We start from the raw sequence: 16,662 nt of genomic DNA, 5'->3' as shown, positions 1-16,662 counted from the left end.
TTTCACAGTAATTCTAAAGTAGCGATTTTCATGCCAGCTTTTTGTGTAATATGTCTCAGAGACAAGAAAAGGAATGTTGTGATGAGTGAGACGGCTCTTGAAAATGTGAACCCGGCCAGACCGGATAAAACGCTTTCGCTGAACGAACAGGCTTATGTCGCCCTCAGGCACAAGCTCATTACGCTGCGCTATAAGCCGGGCGAGTACCTGAATACCGCGCAGGTCATGGAGGATTTGACCATGGGCCGCACGCCGGTCAACCAGGCGATTCATCGCCTTTCAACCGAGGGGCTGCTGCAGATTATTCCGCGCAAAGGGGTGATGGTTGCGCCGCTGTCGGTAGATGACGCGCTGGAGTTGATTGAGGTGCGTCTGGTTAACGAAACCTTGTGCGTGGAGCTGGCCAGCCAGAAGGTGACGGATGCCGGTCTTGCCCAGCTGCGCGAGATGAATCAGCAGATCGAACAGGCGAGCGAATCCCGCAATCGCGAGCAGATCATGCTGCTGGACCGCGCGTTTCATCAGGTGCTGGCGGATATCGCCGGCAACCATCGGCTGTCGGATATTCTTAGCGTGATCCATGCGCAGGCGCAGCGCTTCTGGGCGATTACGCTGTCAGACGTGACCCATATCGACGAGGTCATTGCCGAGCATAACGCGATTATCGCGGCGCTGGCGTCAGGAGATATGCGGCGCGCCGCCGAAGCCGCGCGCGCGCACATATTGTCATTTAAGCGGGCCTTGCTCTCAGCCTAGCGCCCGCGAGAAAGGGTATTTCAACGCGGTAAGCGGCCCAGGCGCGTCCATGCCTTTTACTTACGGGCATCCAGCAGCTGTTGCGCATTCTCCGGCGTCACCACCGTCCAGGGAATGTAATAGTGTTTGCTGGTGCCGCCGTTCCAGTTCAGCTCTTTCGCATACTGCTTCCAGATGTCGGACTGCGGCTGATAGCTGTCGCCTTTGGCGGCGCGCATCGCCACATCGATAGCGCCCTGCATCTGGCCTTTCGCATCCTGCAGAATGGAGACCATTTCGCCGGCCTGAACCGCATGGATAGCATCTGACACGCCGTCAACGCCTGCGATGGCGAAATCTTTCACGTTCAGGCCAGCGCCCTTGATGGCTTCAATCGCGCCCAGCGCCATTTCGTCGTTCTGGCCGATCACGCCGTTGATTTTGCCACGGTGTTTCTGCAGCCAGTTTTCCATCAGCGGCTGCGCCTCGGCGCGCGACCAGTTAGCGGTTTTACGCTCCAGTACGGTCACCTGACCCGGGCCGCATTCGGCAATGGCTTTATCGTTGCCTTTGCCGCGCTGGATTTCACCGCTGCCGCCCTTCGGCCCTTCGATGATCACCACGTTCACTTTTTTGGTTTTGCACTGCAGCTTGTCCAGCACCGCTTTGGCTTCCAGATAGCCGCCCAGCTCGTCGTTCGACACCACTTCCGAGGTCATCTCCTCGGTATTAAGGCGGGCGTTGGTGACGACGACCGGAATTTTCGCCTCGTTGGCGTTGGTGACGATATCGATATTCGCTTCAAAATCCATGGGGTTGACGATAATCGCGTCGGCGCGAGTCTGAATGGCGGTCGCGGCCTGGTCATTCTGCACCGAGGCGTCGTAGCGTCCGTCATAAAAGGTCAATACCGCATCGCCGCTTTTCACTGCCGGATGCTCTTTGCCATAGCGCTCCATCAGCTGCACAAACTCCGCTTTGTTGCCGTACATCAGCACCGCGATTTTTACCGGCGCGGCCTGCGCCATCGCCATATTGCCCATCATCATTGCCGAGGCAAGCAATGCAATTTTGGTCATTTTCATTCTTATCTCCTGGTCGCTTTTTTTATATAAGTAGGGTTAATCGCGCTGTTGTTTACGCGAAGGGTCGAGCAATACAGCCACTACAATCAAGGCGCCTTTAATGATCTGCTGGTAATAGGACTGCACGCCCAGCAGGTCGAGGCCGTTATTCATCACGCCGATAATGAGTACGCCGAAGAAGGTGCCGAGCAGCGTCCCGACGCCGCCAGCCATGCTGGTGCCGCCAATCACCACGGCGGCGATGGCGTCCAGCTCATAGCCGGCGCCGGCGCTGGTCTGCGCGGAGCCGGTACGGGCGGTGAGGATCAGCCCGGCGACGCCCGCCAGCGCGGCGCACAGGGTATAGACCAGCACTTTGATGCGCACCACGCTGATGCCGGAGGTGCGGGCGCTTTTGGGGTTGCCGCCTACCGCATAGATGTAGCGGCCGAAAATGGTTTTGTTGAGCAGCAGCCAGGCCAGGCCGAACAGCACCACGAAGATAATCACCGGAACCGGAATGCCGGCCATATAGCCATTTCCCAGCCAGCGGAAATCGCGGTTCAGCTGCGAGACCGGGTTGCCGTCGGTGGTGAGCATCGTCAGACCGCGCGCGGCCGACAGCATGCCCATGGTGACGATAAAGGGTTGCAGGCGATAGCGCGCCAGCACCGTTCCGTTAATCAGGCCGCAGACGATGCCGATGCCCAAGGCGACGATCAACGGCATAATGACCGCGTGCGCGGTATCGCCAATCGCCAGTCCGCTGTTATTGGTGGCGAAACGCGCGGCGACGATGCCGCTTAGCGCCAGTACCGATCCCACCGACAGATCGACCCCGGCGGTAATGATCACGAACGTCATGCCGATGGCGAGAATGCCGTTGATTGAGACCTGGCGCAGGACAATCAGCATATTTTCATTGCTGAGAAAGTAGTTGTTGCTCCAGGCGCCCTTCGCCACCTGCACCTCGCCGATTGCCGCGACAATCAGGCACAGGGCAAAGAAGGCGATAATGATGCCGTACTTGTGCATGCGGCGTTTATTGCGTGTAAAAAACGAAACCCCGGGTGTCATAGAATGCGTACCGTTCATCTTATTATCTCTCTGTTATACCGCCAGTTTCATCAGCTCGGCCTGCGTGGCCTGCGCCGCTGTTAATTCACCGGCCAGCTGCCCGTCGCGGAACACCAGAATGCGATCGCTCATGCCGATAATTTCCGACAATTCCGACGAGACCATAATTATCCCTTTGTTTTTCAGAGCAAATTCCGACATAAAGCGATAGATCTCTTTTTTGGCGCCTACGTCGATGCCGCGCGTAGGCTCATCCAGCAGCAGGACCTCGGGATCGAGCAGCGCCCAGCGGCCCAGCACCACTTTCTGCTGATTGCCGCCGCTCAGGTTGCCGACAATCTGATCGCCGTCCGGCGTTTTGACGTTAAAGCGTTTAATCATCTCGCTGGCGCGATCGCGCTCCTGCTTCTCATTGATAAAGCCCGACCGGCTGATGGCGCCAAAAGAGGCGATATTGATGTTCTCGCTCACCGAGCGGCAGAGAACCAGCCCCGTCTGTTTGCGGTCTTCGGTGACATAGGCGATGCCGCACCCGATCGCCTCTTTCGGCGAATGGCGTCCCAGGGTGGTGTCGCCCAGCTGGATGGTGCCGCTGTCGGCATGATTGATGCCGAAGACCAGGTCAAGAAACTCGCTGCGCCCTGACCCCACCAGGCCATAAATCCCCAGGATCTCGCCGCGCTTGAGATGCAGGCTGATATCGTTGATTTTGTCGCGCCAGCGCAGGTTTTTTACCTCCATCATCACCTCTTCGCCCGGCTGGTTGAACTTGGCGAATTCGCTGTCGTACTCGCCGCCGATGATGTGCTCAATCAGCTGCTCGCGGGTGATGTCGGCGATAAAGCCTTCGTGGATGTAGGCGCCGTCGCGAAAGATGGTGTAGCTATCGGCGATCTGGAAAATTTCCGACAGCCGGTGCGAGACATAAATAATCCCTTTGCCTTTCTGCGCCAGCCGGGTGATGGTCTGGAAGATCTTCTGCGCATCCTCTTCCCCAATCGCGGAGGTGGGTTCATCCATAATGATGATGTCGGCATTTGCATGGGAGAGCGCCTTGGCGATCTCCACCAGCTGCTGCTCGGCGACGCTGAGGTTGCGCATTTTTTCGGTGGCGGAAATAGCGAAATCGAGCTCTTTCAGCAGGTCGCGAGTGCGCTGGTTCAGGGTGGCGAAATCGACGAATCCCAGACGGCGCGGCTCGCGCCCCAGCCAGATATTCTCCGCCACGGTCAGATCGGGAATGGCGCTCAGCTCCTGCTGCACTATCGCCACCCCCGCGGCCAGCGCATCTTTAGGGTGATGAAACTCGCAGCGCTCGCCGTTGATGAAAATGCTGCCGCCATCGGGCTGGATAAAGCCCATCAGAATACTCAGGAAGGTCGATTTTCCCGCGCCGTTGCCGCCGCACAGCGCATGGATCGAGCCACGGCGCAGGGCGAATTCAGCGTTTTTCAGCGCCACGACCGGCCCAAAGGCTTTTTTGACGCCGGTGACTTCCAGCAGATAAGCGGGCTGTTGCGTGTGCGGATCGCGTGTCACAGTGATACCTCCGGGTAAGCCTGTTGCAGGCGCTGCAGGTAACGTTGATAAAGCGCGTCGTACTGCGCCTGACGGTCGGCGTCAGGCTCGGCGCGGGTGGACTCATCAAGGGAGACGAAACGGTGACAGAGATCGCCTAACAGGCTCTCCGCCTGCTGATGCGGATCGTCCGCCAGCGCGGTCGCCCACATCGCCTGAATAGCGCCGCCGAGCGCCGCCGTCTCGTTGACCTTCAGGCAAACCACCGGGCAGCCCGTCACGTCCGCCACAATCTGCCGCCAGCGCGGACTGCGTGCGCCGCCGCCGGTGAGGCGAATTTCCCGCGCCGTGATGCCCTGGCGACGAAACAGATCCAGGCCGTAGCGCAGACCGTAGGTGGCGCTCTCCACCACCGCCCGGCAGAGGTTGGCGCGGGTAAAGTTGTCGCTGTCGAGGTTGTGCAGGCTGGCGCGCGCCTGAGGCAGCGGCGGCACGCGTTCGCCGTTGAAGAAAGGCAGCATTTCTAAGCCGCCCGCCCCAGGCGCGGCCTGCTCCAGCAGCCGGTTAAATCCCCTGATGTCCTCCTCCAGCAGCGCCTGCACCGAGGAGGTTGCGGAGGTGACATTCATGGTGCATATCAGCGGCAGCCAGCCGTTGGTGCTGGAACAGAAACCGGCTATCGCCTCAGTATCGGCGACGACGGGCGCATCCGACCAGGCGAACAGCGTGCCGGAGGTGCCGAGGCTCATGGTCACGGTGCCGGCCGCGATATTGCCGGAGCCGATAGCCGCCATCATATTGTCGCCGCCGCCGGTGGCGACGCGCGTGGTGGTCAGAAGGCCCAGCCTTTCCGCCGCTTCCGGACGCAGCGTGCCGATACAGCTTTCAGCGCTTTTCAGCGGCGGCAGCGCCTCCCACAGCCGCCCGCTGTCGTCGATAAGCGAAACCGTACGGCGATCCCATTCGCGGGTGCGCACGTTCAGCAGTCCGGTACCGGACGCGTCGCCATACTCCGCCACGCGCTCCCCGGTCAGCCAGAAGTTAAGGTAGTCGTGCGGCAGCAGCACCGTGTGCAGACGCGACCAGAGTTCAGGATGCTGCTGTTTGAACCAGATGATTTTCGAGGCGGTATAGCCGGTCGCGACCGCTAAACCCAACTGCGCCAGCGATCCGCTGACGCCGCCCAGCTGCGCCAGCAGCGCGGCGTTCTCGTCGGCGGTTTCGGTGTCGCACCATAGCTTGACGCTGTGCAGCACCTCGCCCTGCTCATCCAGCGGCACAAAGCCGTGTTGCTGACCAGAGACGCCCAGCGCCTCGATGCGGCGCGCATCCACGCCCGCCTGGGAAACCGCCTGCTGGAAAGCGTCGACCAGCGCGTCGATCCACCACGCCGCCTGCTGCTCGCGTCGGCCGCTGGAGTCGCTGATCAGGCGGTGCGCTGCGCTGCCCTCGCCGAGGATCACCCCCTGTTCGCTGTCGACAATGACGACTTTGGTGCCTTGGGTTCCGCAGTCAATGCCCGCATAGAGCGACATGAGTTACTCCATTTCCAGCATGATTTTGATATCGGAGGCGTTGCCGGCGGCAGCGCGCTCAAAAGCGGCGACGCTTTCGCTGAATTTGTAGGTCTGGCTGATCAGCGGCTGCACGCGCAGCTTGCCGCTGCTCAGCAGACGCAGCGTGCGCGGATACATATTGGCGTAGCGGAAAATGGTCTTGAAGGTAATCTCTTTCGCCTGCGCGGCCACGATGTCCATCGGCGCCGCGTCGATCGGCATGCCGACCAGCACCGCGGTCGCGCCCGGCGCGGCATGCTGCGCCAGCGTGGCGATAGCCGGTTTGGCGCCGCTGCACTCGAACACCACGTCAGCGCCGTTGCCGCTGGTCAGCGCGGCGACTTTTGCGGCCAGATCGCCGCTTTTGATATTGACCGCGTGCAGCCCGTCGTAGTTGGCGGCGACCGCCAGCTTCTCATCGAACAGATCGCAGATAATGACGTCTGAGCATCCGCCCGCGAGCGCGGCCAGCGCGGTGACGACGCCGATAGGGCCAGCGCCGATCACCAGCGCGATATCCCCTGGCTTAATCCCCGCTTTCGTCGCGGCGTGCATGCCAATCGCCAGCGGCTCCACCATCGCCCCTTCGGCAAAACTGACGTTATCGGGCAGTTTGAAGGTAAAGGCGCCGGGGTGAATCACGGTTTCACGCAGACAGCCGTGAACCGGCGGCGTCGCCCAAAAACGCACGGCGGGATCAAGGTTGTAGATGCCGGCGCGCGACTGGGCCGAGTTCAGATCCGGGATGCCCGGCTCCATGCAGACGCGATCGCCGGGTTTAACGTGCGTGACGTTTTTGCCGGTGGCCAGCACCACGCCCGACGCTTCATGACCCAGCACCATCGGCGCCTCGACCACAAAAGGACCAATGCGGCCGTGCTGATAGTAGTGAACGTCGCTGCCGCAAATGCCGACGGAGTGAATCTTAATTTCGACGTCGTTATCGCCCAGCGTTTCATTGAATTCGCGATCTTCAATGGCTATTTTGCCCGCCTGCGCCAGAACCAATGCTTTCATTTTATGCCCCCGGTAAGATCATTTTAATGGTATCGATATCATTTATCTGCGGCGATACTGCGGCAAATAAAGCTGCAAAACTGTGATGTTTGTTAAAAATTCACCATTAAGGTTAACGCTTAAACCCTATATCAATGAGTAACATTGAGATTGATCACAGAATAACCTCGCCTGCCCTGCAATAAATGTTATCGATACCATTATGATGAGTTGAGGAAGCGATGACGGATACCCATGAATATGTGCAACAGACGTTGAGCGCGCTGCGTCAGGCCAGCATTACGCTCACGCAGGAAGAGCAGCAGCGTATTGAGATCGCCACGTTCGGACTGCCGGATTACCCTGCTTCCGGCCTGCAGCTGCTGACCTATGTCAACTCGCCGCGCTACTGCGCCAAAGAGCTGGTGCTGTTTCCCAGACAGACCTGTCCTGAGCATCTGCACCCGCCGTTTGAAGGCACGCCGGGCAAACAGGAGACGTTTCGCTGCCGCTCGGGCGAGGTTTATCTGTTCGTGGACGACAGCAGCCTGACAGAGAACGACGCCAGCGGCGCGCCGGTTTGCCGCGTGCCGGAAGGAAGCGAGGAGTGGTACACCTGCACCAGCTATATCCTGCTGCGGCCCGGCGAGCAATACACCATCGCGCCGAATACGCGTCACTGGTTCCAGGCGGGCGATAACGGGGCGGTGGTTTCGGAGTTCTCCTCTGAAAGCCGGGATGAGCTGGATATTTTCACCGATCCGCGTGTAAACCGGCTGGCGTAACAATCAGCATTAGCATCGCACCCCAGGATCTGTCATGATTTGTAAATGATACAAAATGATGTGGTTTAATTAAGGAGCCGAAATTGGCAGCAGGTCGGGGACGAAAGGCGACGCTGGCAAGCGTCGCCGCGCAGGCGAACGTCAGTAAAATTACCGCTTCCCGGGCATTTTCGCAGCCTGAGAAAGTGCATCCGGAAACGCTGCAGCGCATTCGCGAAACGGCAGAGCAGCTTGGCTATGTCGTCAATGCCGCCGCGCGCAACCTGCGGGCGAAAGCCAGTAAAACCATCGGCATCGTCAATCCTGATATGGCAAACCCGTTTTTTGGCGGACTGACGCGGCTGATGACGCTGGAAGCGCAGAAGATGGGTTACGACACGCTGGTGTTCGACTCCTGCGAATCGCAGGAAGCGGAAGACCGCATTATCGATAAGCTGATCGGCTATAACGTCGACGCCATTATTCTTTCCGTGATTTCCAATGACGTTAACTATCATCCCGCCTATATGAAGCGGCTGGAAATTCTCAACATTCCCGTGGTGCTGGTCGATCGCGAACTGCAGGCGTCCCACTGTAGCGGCGTCTATATCGATAACCTGGACTGCGGCCTGCAGACCGGCCGCTGGCTGTTAGAGCAGCAGGCCAGCCGCGTCGTCGTGGTTTCCGGGCCGGAAAACTCCAACGTCGCGCGTGAAAGAGTCACCGGCTTGCAGGCGGCTCTGCTGGGCAAGGTGGAGTCGTTCGAAATTCTCTATGCCGATTTCTTTATGGATGCGGCGTGGCGGGAAACCAGCCGCTGGCTTAACAGCCATACGGCCCCGGATTACTTTGTCGGCTGTAATAACCAGATTTCGCTGGGCATCATTAAAGCCTGTATTGAGCACAATTTGCGGCTCATGGACGAGGTCAACCTTTTCAGTATCGATCATGTTTCCCACGCCGAGATTTACGGTTTCCACTTTCCCTGCGTCACCCACGATCTGCAGGAGATCGCCTGGCAGGCGCTCAACCTGGCGATTCGCCGCGTGCAGGATGGCGACAGCAAGCCAGGAAAGGTTATCGTGCGCGGCAGGATCGCCGCATAGCGAAGGGGCAATCGACGCTAAGGCTGGCGAACCAGCTCAACGTCGAGCCCTAACTCACTATCTCAATCAGATTGCCGTCCGGATCGCGAATAATCGCCTCGTAGTAGCCGTCTCCGGTCACACGGGCCGGGCTGACTAATATCTGGCTGGCGGCAGCTTTGCTGACCATCTCATCCACCCGCTGGCGAGACCCCACCGTTATGGCGATATGGGCCCAACCTGTCACCTCTTTTCCGTTCGGGCCCGTCTCCAGCGCTTCGAGACTCATCAGCTCAACGCTCGGCCCTTCCGCCAGGCGAATAAAATAGGATCGAAAGCCGGGCCGGTTGCGACTGATATAGAGATCGTTCGATTCTGCGCCGAAATAATCGCGCCAGAACGCCTTTTGCGCCTCAAGATCTCTGGTCCATAACGCCACGTGTGCGATTTTCATGCGTTCTCCCTCGCTGACGGCGCGCGGCCAAGATTAAGGCTGAACGCCAGCGCGCCGACAAATAGCATCAGCGCCATGACGAGTGAAAAAGCCAGGGCAAGAGAAGTGAAGTGCGCGACATAGCCAATAACTGCCGGGCCGCTCAGTACCCCTAAATACCCCAGGGTGGTCATGGCGGGAACGGCAACCGCCTGCGGCATCACGCGCTGCTGCCCCACCGCTGAGAACATCACCGGCACGATATTCGCACAGCCCGCGCCGACCAGCACGTATCCCGGCAGCGACAGATGCCACGAAGGCGCCAGAATCACCAGCGCCAGCCCGGCGACAGTCATGATCGCTCCGCCGACGACCACGGTTAATCGGCCGAGCCGCTCAACAACGCGATCGCCCGTTAGCCTGGCGGCGGTCATGGCCAGCGCGAAACAGGTGTATCCCAGCCCGCCCAGGGTCTCCGGCATGCTTTTAACCTGCGTCAGATAGAGCGCGCTCCAGTCGAGCACCGTCCCTTCGGTAAGAAACACGGAAAAACAGACCATCCCAAGCAGCAAAACGATGCCGCGCGGCATCGCGAACGCCGGCCCCTCTTTCGGATTGGCGTAGGTCAGCAGCCCTGGATAACTCAGTATGGCCAGTATTATTACGCTACTAATAATAAGCAGCGTCGCGGCGCCGATGGCGATCCCCGCCGTTAACAGCAAGGTCATCACGCCCGCGCCCGCAATGCCGCCAAAGCTGTACATGCCATGAAAACCCGACATCAGCGGGACGGGTGAGGCTTTTTCAACCAGGATAGCCTGAATGTTCATCGCGCAGTCGATGATGCCTAAGCCTGTGCCAAACAGCAGCAGCGTCAGCCCAAGCAGCAGCGGATCGGTCACTATCGCCAGCAGCGGCGCGCTGGCGATAATCACCACAATAGCGGCCATAATGACGCTGCGGCAGCCAAAGCGGCTGGTGAGCGAGCCCGTTACCGGCATAGCGATAAGCGCGCCGCCACCCAGACAGAGCAACAAAGTGCCGAGCGTCGCCTCATCGACGCCGGTATTGGCGCGCGCGTAGGGCACGATGGCTGCCCAGGCGGCGGTAACCATGCCGGCGATAAAAAAAGCCAGCCGCGTCGCATGGCGGGAAGAGAGACTGGAAAATCGCTGAACCATGTAATTCCTCGTCAGATAGCGGAAGCGTCCCTTCCTGACGCGCCGGTCAGGCGCCTGCGGGACAAATTGACATTAGCGGCGGCATGCAGGATCATGCTCAATCAAGCTCGTTTACAGATAAAAAAAGGCACCTCATGCTCGATTATGCAACTTTCCCGGACCGGCGGCAAGCGCTGATCCGCCAAACCTTACGCGATCAAGGCAGCGTCATTTGCGCGGAACTCGCCCGACAGCTGGGGGTTTCGGAGCACACGATTCGGCGCGATCTCCATGAGCTTAGCAAGGAAGGCGTGTGCAAAAAGGTCTACGGCGGAGCGGTGTTGATCGTGCCTGATGCGGGCGTTTTCGCCAGCCGAAAAGAGCATAATCTTTCAGCCAAAGAGGCAATCGCGCAAAAGTGCGCAGAGCTGATTAAAAGCCACAGCTGCATATTTATCGATGCCGGCACCACCAATCTCGCTATGGCGCGGGCGCTGCCTGAAACGCTCGTCGCCACGGTTGTCACCAATGCGCCCGATATCGCCGCGGCGCTGCTGAGATATCCGACGATCGACGTCATCATGCTTGGCGGGCGTATTGAGAAAAACAGCGGCGGATGCGTGGGCAACACGGCCATCGAGCAGCTGAAAGGCGTGATGTTTGACCAGGCGTTTATAGGCGGGTGCGCCATGAGTCCGGATACCGGACTGACGGGCTTTAACTACGATGATTGCGAGTTTAAGAAAGCGGCCATCAGGCAAAGCAGCCAGACCGTAGTCGGGCTGACCGCAGAGAAAATTCCCGGCGTCGCCAGGTTTCGCTGTCGCCAGCTGTGAAGAGATAGATATTCTGGTTATCGAAAACAAGCTTAATCCATCATTTTATCAGGCGCTGCAGGCAGAGAATATCCAGATTGTGACCGCGGGATAATCTACTGCGCCCCGATCTCAATGCCCGCCGCGACCAGACAGCCTTTAAGGACGCCAAACGCATCCTGACACTGCCGCTCATTGACGCAGGCGTAGCCGAGCAGCAAGCCGCGGGCGCGCTGCGGATGCATATAGTACTGCGAGAGCGGCCGCACCTTTACGCCGCGCTTGAGCGCCTCTGCGGTAATCGCGACGTCGTCGCAGCCGTCTGGCAGCCGCAGCACCAGATGCAGCCCCGCTTCATGGTTGAGCGGCGGTAAAAACTGCGGCCCCAGATAGCGCTCGATCAGCCGGCATAAAAACTGACGCCGCTGGCCGTAGAGCAAGCGCATGCGGCGGATATGATCCATGTAGTGCCCCTGACGGATAAACTCCCCCAGCGCGCGCTGGATCAGCAGATGGCCGCCGCGGTAAAGCTCGGTCGCCGCGGTGCGCATCGGCTCGGCCAGCATCTTCGGCACCACCATGTAGCCAATGCGCAGCGCCGGATAGAGCGTTTTGCTGAAGGTGCCCATATAGATGACCGGCGCATCCTCCTCCAGCCCCTGTAGCGACGGCCAGGGCGTGCCTGAAAAGCGAAACTCGCTGTCGTAGTCATCTTCGATAATCCAGCTGCCGTGACGTCGCGCCAGCGCCAGCAGGGCCTTACGCCGCGCCAGGCTCAGGTGCGCGCCCAGCGGATATTGATGTGACGGCGTCACAAATACCATGCGGGGCGGCGGTCCGGACGCCGGCACGATGCCTTCATCGTCGACCGGGATGGCGTGAATTTTCATGCCGTTTTTACGCAGCAGGTTGCGCGTGCCCCAGTATCCCGGCTCCTCCATCCACACCACATCGCCCGGATCGCCCAGCACGCAGCTCACCAGATCCACCGCCTGATGCACCCCTTCGGTGATCAGGATTTGATCGGCATCCGCCTTCACCGATCGCGCCACGCGCAGATACTCCACCAGCGCATGGCGGAGATCGGGGCAGCCGCCGCCGCTGCTGTAAATCAGGCGGTGAACGTCGGGATCGCGATTGAGCCGCGCCTGAATCTGGCTAAACAGCTTATGCGGGAATTCGGTCACGTCGGGCGCGCCGGGCACGAAGGCGCCCCACTGATAGGGCGACGCGGTGGCATGCCCCAGCAGCGTAGCACCGCGTTTTGACAGCGTGGCCGGCAGCGGCGCGGCTGTCGGCTGAAGCAGCGCGATCGCCTGACTTTGCAGACAGATCTCCGGCAGCGTCTCCACCACGCGGGTGCCGCTGCCGGTGCGCGCCGTCACGTAGCCCTGCGCCATTAAACTTTCATAAACATGCAGTACCGTATTGCGCGATACGCCCAGCTCGCGCGCCATATCGCGCGTTGGCGGCAAGCGCCCGCCGCGTGGAAAAACCCCTTCAATAATAGCGGCCTGTATGCAGGCCAGCAGTCGCTGCTGTAGTGAACCACTCTGCAAAACCTGCAGTCGCGCTAATAAGTGATCGGCATATAACAGCTGCAATTGGCTCCATCCCGCTCTCTGAAATTGGCTCTGGCAACTTACCTCTTCGCACGCATTAATAAAAGCCTTTGTCGGGAATTGTAAAGAAAACGTAGCAGCTTCCCGGCTCGCTGCCGAGAGTCTGTCCCCCTGCTCGTCCCGGACATACAAGCCCGGGAGCCGTTCTGGAGATGTGTTGATGACGAGAATGCAGAGTGCGAATGAAGATGCACTGGCACAAAATTTAAAGCCGCGCCATGTGCGCATGCTGTCGATTGCCGGCGTGATTGGCGCTGGCCTGTTTGTGGGATCCGGCCACGCCATCGCCGAGGCGGGCCCGGCGGTGCTTATCGCCTATGCCGCCGCTGGCGCGCTGGTGGTGTTGATTATGCGTATGCTGGCGGAGATGGCGGTGTCGCTGCCCGATTCCGGCTCTTTCTCTACCTACGCCGACAAGGCGCTCGGCCGCTGGGCCGGATTTACCATCGGCTGGCTCTACTGGTGGTTTTGGGTGCTGGTGATCCCGCTGGAGGCGAATGCGGCCGGCACCATCCTGCACGCCTGGTTTCCGCAAATCGCCATCTGGCAGTTTACGCTCGCCATTACGCTGGTTTTGACCCTGACCAATTTGCTGAGCGTAAAAAACTATGGCGAGTTCGAGTTCTGGTTCGCCCTGCTCAAAGTCGCGGCGATTGTCGCATTCCTGTGTGCCGCCGGGCTGGCCGTATTCGGCTATCTGCCCAACAGCGGCGCCAGCGGCCTTCAGCATCTTTATGACACCCAGGGATTTATGCCCAACGGCATCGGCAAGGTGATGGCGGCGATTCTGACCACCATGTTTTCATTTATGGGCACCGAAATTATTACCATCGCCGCCGCCGAATCGAAGAACCCCGGCAAGCAGATCACCCAGGCCACCAATTCGGTTATCTGGCGTATCGCGCTGTTCTATCTGCTGTCGATATTTTTTGTCGTCGCGCTGGTGCCCTGGAATTCGCCGTCGCTGGTTGAGCACGGCTCTTATCAGACCGTGCTGCAGGCCATGAATATTCCGCACGCCAAACTTATCGTCGATGTCGTGGTGCTGATTGCGGTCTGTAGCTGCCTTAACTCGGCGCTCTATACCTCTTCGCGCATGCTCTACTCCCTGTCGCGTCGAAAAGATGCGCCTGCGGCGGCATCCCGCACCACGCGCAGCGGTACGCCCTGGATTGCGGTGCTGCTCTCGACGGCGGCGGCGTTTGTCGCGGTGGTGGCTAACTATCTGGCGCCCAGCATGGTATTTGAATTCCTGCTGGCAAGCTCAGGCGCCATTGCGCTGCTGGTTTACCTGGTGATCGCCTTCTCTCATCTGGTGCTGCGCAAAAAACGCGAAAAAGCGGGCGAAACGCTGAGTTACCGCATGTGGCTGTTTCCCGGCCTGACCTGGCTGACCATTCTGTTTATCGTCACCGTGCTGGTTTGCATGCTGTTTAACGCGCAGCATCAGAATGAGCTGCTGGCGACCGGCGGCCTGACGCTGGTGATTATCATCGCCAGCCTGGTGATGCCGCGCAGAGAGCGGCGGCAGCAGAAAGCGCGCGTCTACGCCGTGCGCTCCTCTGAAAACGCCTGATGCTCCCCAGGAGGCGCGCCGTACCGCTGTGCGGCGCGCCTCAGCCCCCGCCCGTACCGCTTTCCGCGCGATAAATAACGCGGGCCGACGCGGTTAGCCTTTGCTCCAGTAGGCCATAAAGCTCACGCTCTCGCTCGCCAGCTGGCGCTCGCTCACCAGATAGCGCCGGATATGCCTGACGGCTGAGGACTCCGCCGCAACCCAGCCGTAAAAACGATCGTTGTTGCGCGCCGCACTGCGCCACAGGCTCTCCTGTTCAACCTCAAGCGACGCCGGACAGGCGCTGAGCGCTGAGTCAGGCACGGCGAGGTTTGCCTTTACCGCCTGCAGCAGCGCCTCGCCGTGCGCCGTGCGGGTTTGATCGCGGGGAAGCCAGAAGACCTCGGCAAAGGCGTATTGACGCCAGTCGACGCAGTCCTCCGCCCGCGGCACTTCCTGAAAAATCTGCAGCGCGGGCGGCGACGCCAGTTGCGCCACCTGCTCAAGGATCCCTTTCACCGCCGGCAGCGCCGTCTCATCGGCCACGATCAGCGCGCGCGCGACCTCGGCATGAGGCCGCCATTCATATCCGCCGCTGTCGTCGGCGTGTTGCCGGTTGGGCGCGACCATTTGCAGAGCGTCGCCTGGCGCGGCGCCGATGACCCAGGCCGAGGCGGGCCCCTCGGTGCCATGAATCACACACTCCACCTCTACAAGGCGGGCGGCGGCGTCAACCGCGCGCAGCGTGTAGGTGCGCGGTATCGGCTTTTGCTCTGGCGGCAGGGTTCTGAGCTGCTCACGCCACGGAAGATGCGCGGCTAACGAGGCGGGGATCCCCTGTAACGACGGAAAGAGAATTTTAATGCGTTGATCGGGCCCGTCGCGCTTCATCATCCCGACCTCGTCGCCCGTAAAGAGGCAGCTCACCAGCGAGGGAGAGAGCCATCTTTTACGCAGCAGGGTGACATTGAATAAGCGGTAAGCTGGAATGGCGTCCATATTTTTTCCTGACGTTCAGCGCGCGCTTTCCGCGCGCGCCGTTAATCGCAGCCGACAGGCCACCATGAGAAAGATCGCCGAGGCTATCCATGCGCCCGCCAGCAGGTAGTGCTGTCCCCACTGCCAGGTGATAAAGGGGATCAGCAAGGCGCTCATGCCGTAGCCCAGCGTGTGGCTGGTGGCGATCAGGCCCGCGCCTTTGCCGATAGAGAGTTTTTGATTAAGCATCAGCTGATAGGCTGGGGTCGCCATCGCGGCGCCGAAAGAGGTGACGGCGACGCCCGCATAAAGCGCAATAAGGTTGCCGACGACCATGATGCCCAGCCCTGCGCTCATCAGCAGCGCCGCGCTAAACAGCAGCGGCTGGATCTGCAGCCGCTGCGGCCTCACCACCAGAAACTGCGCCAGCAGCGTCGCGATGGCGGCCAGGCTCAGCAGCCAGGCGATATGGCGGCTGACCGCCGCGGGCGCGCTCATGTAGTCGCGCAGCACCGGCGCCAGCCCGATCTGCATCAGGCTGATGCTGAGGGCGAGCAGCGCCGCCAGCGCCAGAAGCGGCAGAAAACGGCTCTGCCAGCGCGCGGCCTGATGCGCCACCGGCGCCAGCGGCGGATCGCCATACTCGCGGCCGATCAGCATCAGGGCGAAGAGCGGCGCGGCGGCCATCAGCCACAGCGGCGCCATCGGATAAAGGCTCAGGGCCAACGCCGCCAGGGGCGGCCCCAGCAACCTTCCGCAGCTAAGCCCGGAGCTGATCGCCGCCAGCGCCGCCATGCGCCGCTCGGCGCCAGCGCGCTGCATCGCCCAGGTTTGCGCGGCGGGCACCATGCCCGAAACGGTCAGGCCGTACACCATCCGCGACAGGATCAGCGCGGCAAGGCCAGCAGGCATGCCGATCCGCTTTTCCGCCATCAGCCAGACCGCCAGCGCCAGAATGCCGAAGCTGGCCAGATAGCCTGACAGCGACGCCACCACGACAAATTTACAGCCCTTCACTTCGGCGACGCGTCCCCACCAGGGCGAGGCGGGCAGAAACAGCATCGAACCAAACATCAATAAACCGGCCCAGCTGGAGAGCGTCAGGCCGGTCATCTCAACCAGCTGCGGTAGCACGACCAGTAAGCCGTTCTGACCAATCCCCAGCAATCCGGCGCAGAAAGCCAGCGGCCAGCTTGATTTACCCGGCCCCGTCATTGCCGCCGGCTCCTTAATAACTGACCCATAAATGTAAAGACACCGTTAAAAACAGGGATATAACGTACATAAGATGTATGCAAATATTG

At 60.2% G+C, this 16,662-nt stretch carries 14 protein-coding genes and 1 pseudogene; 5 read left to right on the top strand and 10 right to left on the bottom strand.

Annotation, left to right across the window (positions count from 1 at the left end; genetic code table 11):
- Nucleotides 1-81 precede the first annotated feature (81 nt).
- A complete protein-coding gene (locus tag AC6I7Z_RS20135; RefSeq protein WP_497815601.1) occupies nucleotides 82-756 on the top strand; it encodes a GntR family transcriptional regulator in 675 nt (224 codons plus the stop codon).
- A gap of 56 nt (nucleotides 757-812) precedes the next feature.
- On the opposite strand, the gene AC6I7Z_RS20130 is transcribed toward AC6I7Z_RS20135, so the two are convergent.
- The 5 genes from AC6I7Z_RS20130 to AC6I7Z_RS20110 form a co-directional block, all read right to left on the bottom strand.
- Nucleotides 813-1,820, bottom strand: coding sequence for a substrate-binding domain-containing protein (locus AC6I7Z_RS20130; protein WP_497815600.1), 1,008 nt, complete (start codon nucleotides 1,818-1,820; stop codon nucleotides 813-815).
- Nucleotides 1,821-1,856: 36 nt separating this feature from the next.
- Nucleotides 1,857-2,834, bottom strand: a complete 978-nt coding sequence (locus AC6I7Z_RS20125; RefSeq protein ID WP_497815599.1) for an ABC transporter permease — start codon at nucleotides 2,832-2,834, stop codon at nucleotides 1,857-1,859.
- Between the two features lie 75 nt (nucleotides 2,835-2,909).
- The gene (locus AC6I7Z_RS20120; protein WP_497815598.1) at nucleotides 2,910-4,415 is read right to left on the bottom strand and encodes a sugar ABC transporter ATP-binding protein; all 1,506 of its coding nucleotides are present in this window, start codon (nucleotides 4,413-4,415) and stop codon (nucleotides 2,910-2,912) included.
- The gene (gene xylB, locus AC6I7Z_RS20115; protein WP_497815597.1) at nucleotides 4,412-5,929 is read right to left on the bottom strand and encodes a xylulokinase; all 1,518 of its coding nucleotides are present in this window, start codon (nucleotides 5,927-5,929) and stop codon (nucleotides 4,412-4,414) included. The genes AC6I7Z_RS20120 and xylB overlap by 4 nt, the downstream gene beginning before the upstream one ends.
- A 3-nt stretch (nucleotides 5,930-5,932) precedes the next feature.
- Entirely contained in the window at nucleotides 5,933-6,967 is a 1,035-nt protein-coding gene (locus tag AC6I7Z_RS20110; protein WP_497815596.1) for an NAD(P)-dependent alcohol dehydrogenase, read from the bottom strand.
- A 221-nt stretch (nucleotides 6,968-7,188) separates the two neighbouring features.
- Here AC6I7Z_RS20110 and AC6I7Z_RS20105 point away from each other — a divergent pair, with 221 nt between their 5' ends.
- The gene (locus AC6I7Z_RS20105) at nucleotides 7,189-7,731 is read left to right on the top strand and encodes a D-lyxose/D-mannose family sugar isomerase (protein WP_497815595.1); all 543 of its coding nucleotides are present in this window, start codon (nucleotides 7,189-7,191) and stop codon (nucleotides 7,729-7,731) included.
- Between the two features lie 83 nt (nucleotides 7,732-7,814).
- Nucleotides 7,815-8,816 (top strand): LacI family DNA-binding transcriptional regulator, encoded by a 1,002-nt coding sequence (locus tag AC6I7Z_RS20100; RefSeq protein WP_497815594.1) that lies wholly within the window; start codon nucleotides 7,815-7,817, stop codon nucleotides 8,814-8,816.
- 49 nt (nucleotides 8,817-8,865) lie between these two features.
- Here AC6I7Z_RS20100 and AC6I7Z_RS20095 read toward each other — a convergent pair whose 3' ends face one another.
- The gene (locus AC6I7Z_RS20095) at nucleotides 8,866-9,249 is read right to left on the bottom strand and encodes a VOC family protein (protein WP_497815593.1); all 384 of its coding nucleotides are present in this window, start codon (nucleotides 9,247-9,249) and stop codon (nucleotides 8,866-8,868) included.
- Nucleotides 9,246-10,409: an MFS transporter gene (locus tag AC6I7Z_RS20090; protein ID WP_497815592.1), complete on the bottom strand. Its 1,164-nt coding sequence runs from the start codon at nucleotides 10,407-10,409 to the stop codon at nucleotides 9,246-9,248. The genes AC6I7Z_RS20095 and AC6I7Z_RS20090 overlap by 4 nt, the downstream gene beginning before the upstream one ends.
- A 134-nt stretch (nucleotides 10,410-10,543) precedes the next feature.
- Between AC6I7Z_RS20090 and AC6I7Z_RS20085 the strand changes: the two are divergent.
- Nucleotides 10,544-11,318 (top strand): annotated as a pseudogene (locus AC6I7Z_RS20085) (DeoR/GlpR family DNA-binding transcription regulator).
- A 1-nt stretch (nucleotide 11,319) separates the two neighbouring features.
- On the opposite strand, the gene pdxR reads toward AC6I7Z_RS20085, so the two are convergent.
- On the bottom strand, nucleotides 11,320-12,807 hold the full coding sequence (pdxR, locus tag AC6I7Z_RS20080) for a MocR-like pyridoxine biosynthesis transcription factor PdxR (RefSeq protein WP_497815591.1): 1,488 nt from the start codon (nucleotides 12,805-12,807) through the stop codon (nucleotides 11,320-11,322).
- A gap of 178 nt (nucleotides 12,808-12,985) precedes the next feature.
- On the opposite strand from pdxR, the gene gabP reads away from it, so the two are divergent.
- Nucleotides 12,986-14,401 (top strand): GABA permease, encoded by a 1,416-nt coding sequence (gene gabP, locus AC6I7Z_RS20075; protein WP_497815590.1) that lies wholly within the window; start codon nucleotides 12,986-12,988, stop codon nucleotides 14,399-14,401.
- Between the two features lie 93 nt (nucleotides 14,402-14,494).
- Here the strand turns inward: gabP and AC6I7Z_RS20070 are convergent, their stop codons facing one another.
- On the bottom strand, nucleotides 14,495-15,379 hold the full coding sequence (locus tag AC6I7Z_RS20070; protein WP_497815589.1) for a siderophore-interacting protein: 885 nt from the start codon (nucleotides 15,377-15,379) through the stop codon (nucleotides 14,495-14,497).
- Between the two features lie 15 nt (nucleotides 15,380-15,394).
- Nucleotides 15,395-16,573 (bottom strand): MFS transporter, encoded by a 1,179-nt coding sequence (locus AC6I7Z_RS20065; RefSeq protein ID WP_497815588.1) that lies wholly within the window; start codon nucleotides 16,571-16,573, stop codon nucleotides 15,395-15,397.
- Nucleotides 16,574-16,662 lie beyond the last annotated feature (89 nt).

The sequence above is a fragment of the Pantoea sp. X-Soil-MYKO-1289 genome, from assembly GCF_059730625.1.
Note: the sequence above shows the minus strand (reverse complement) of the source record. Positions and strands in the feature narration are given on the sequence as shown.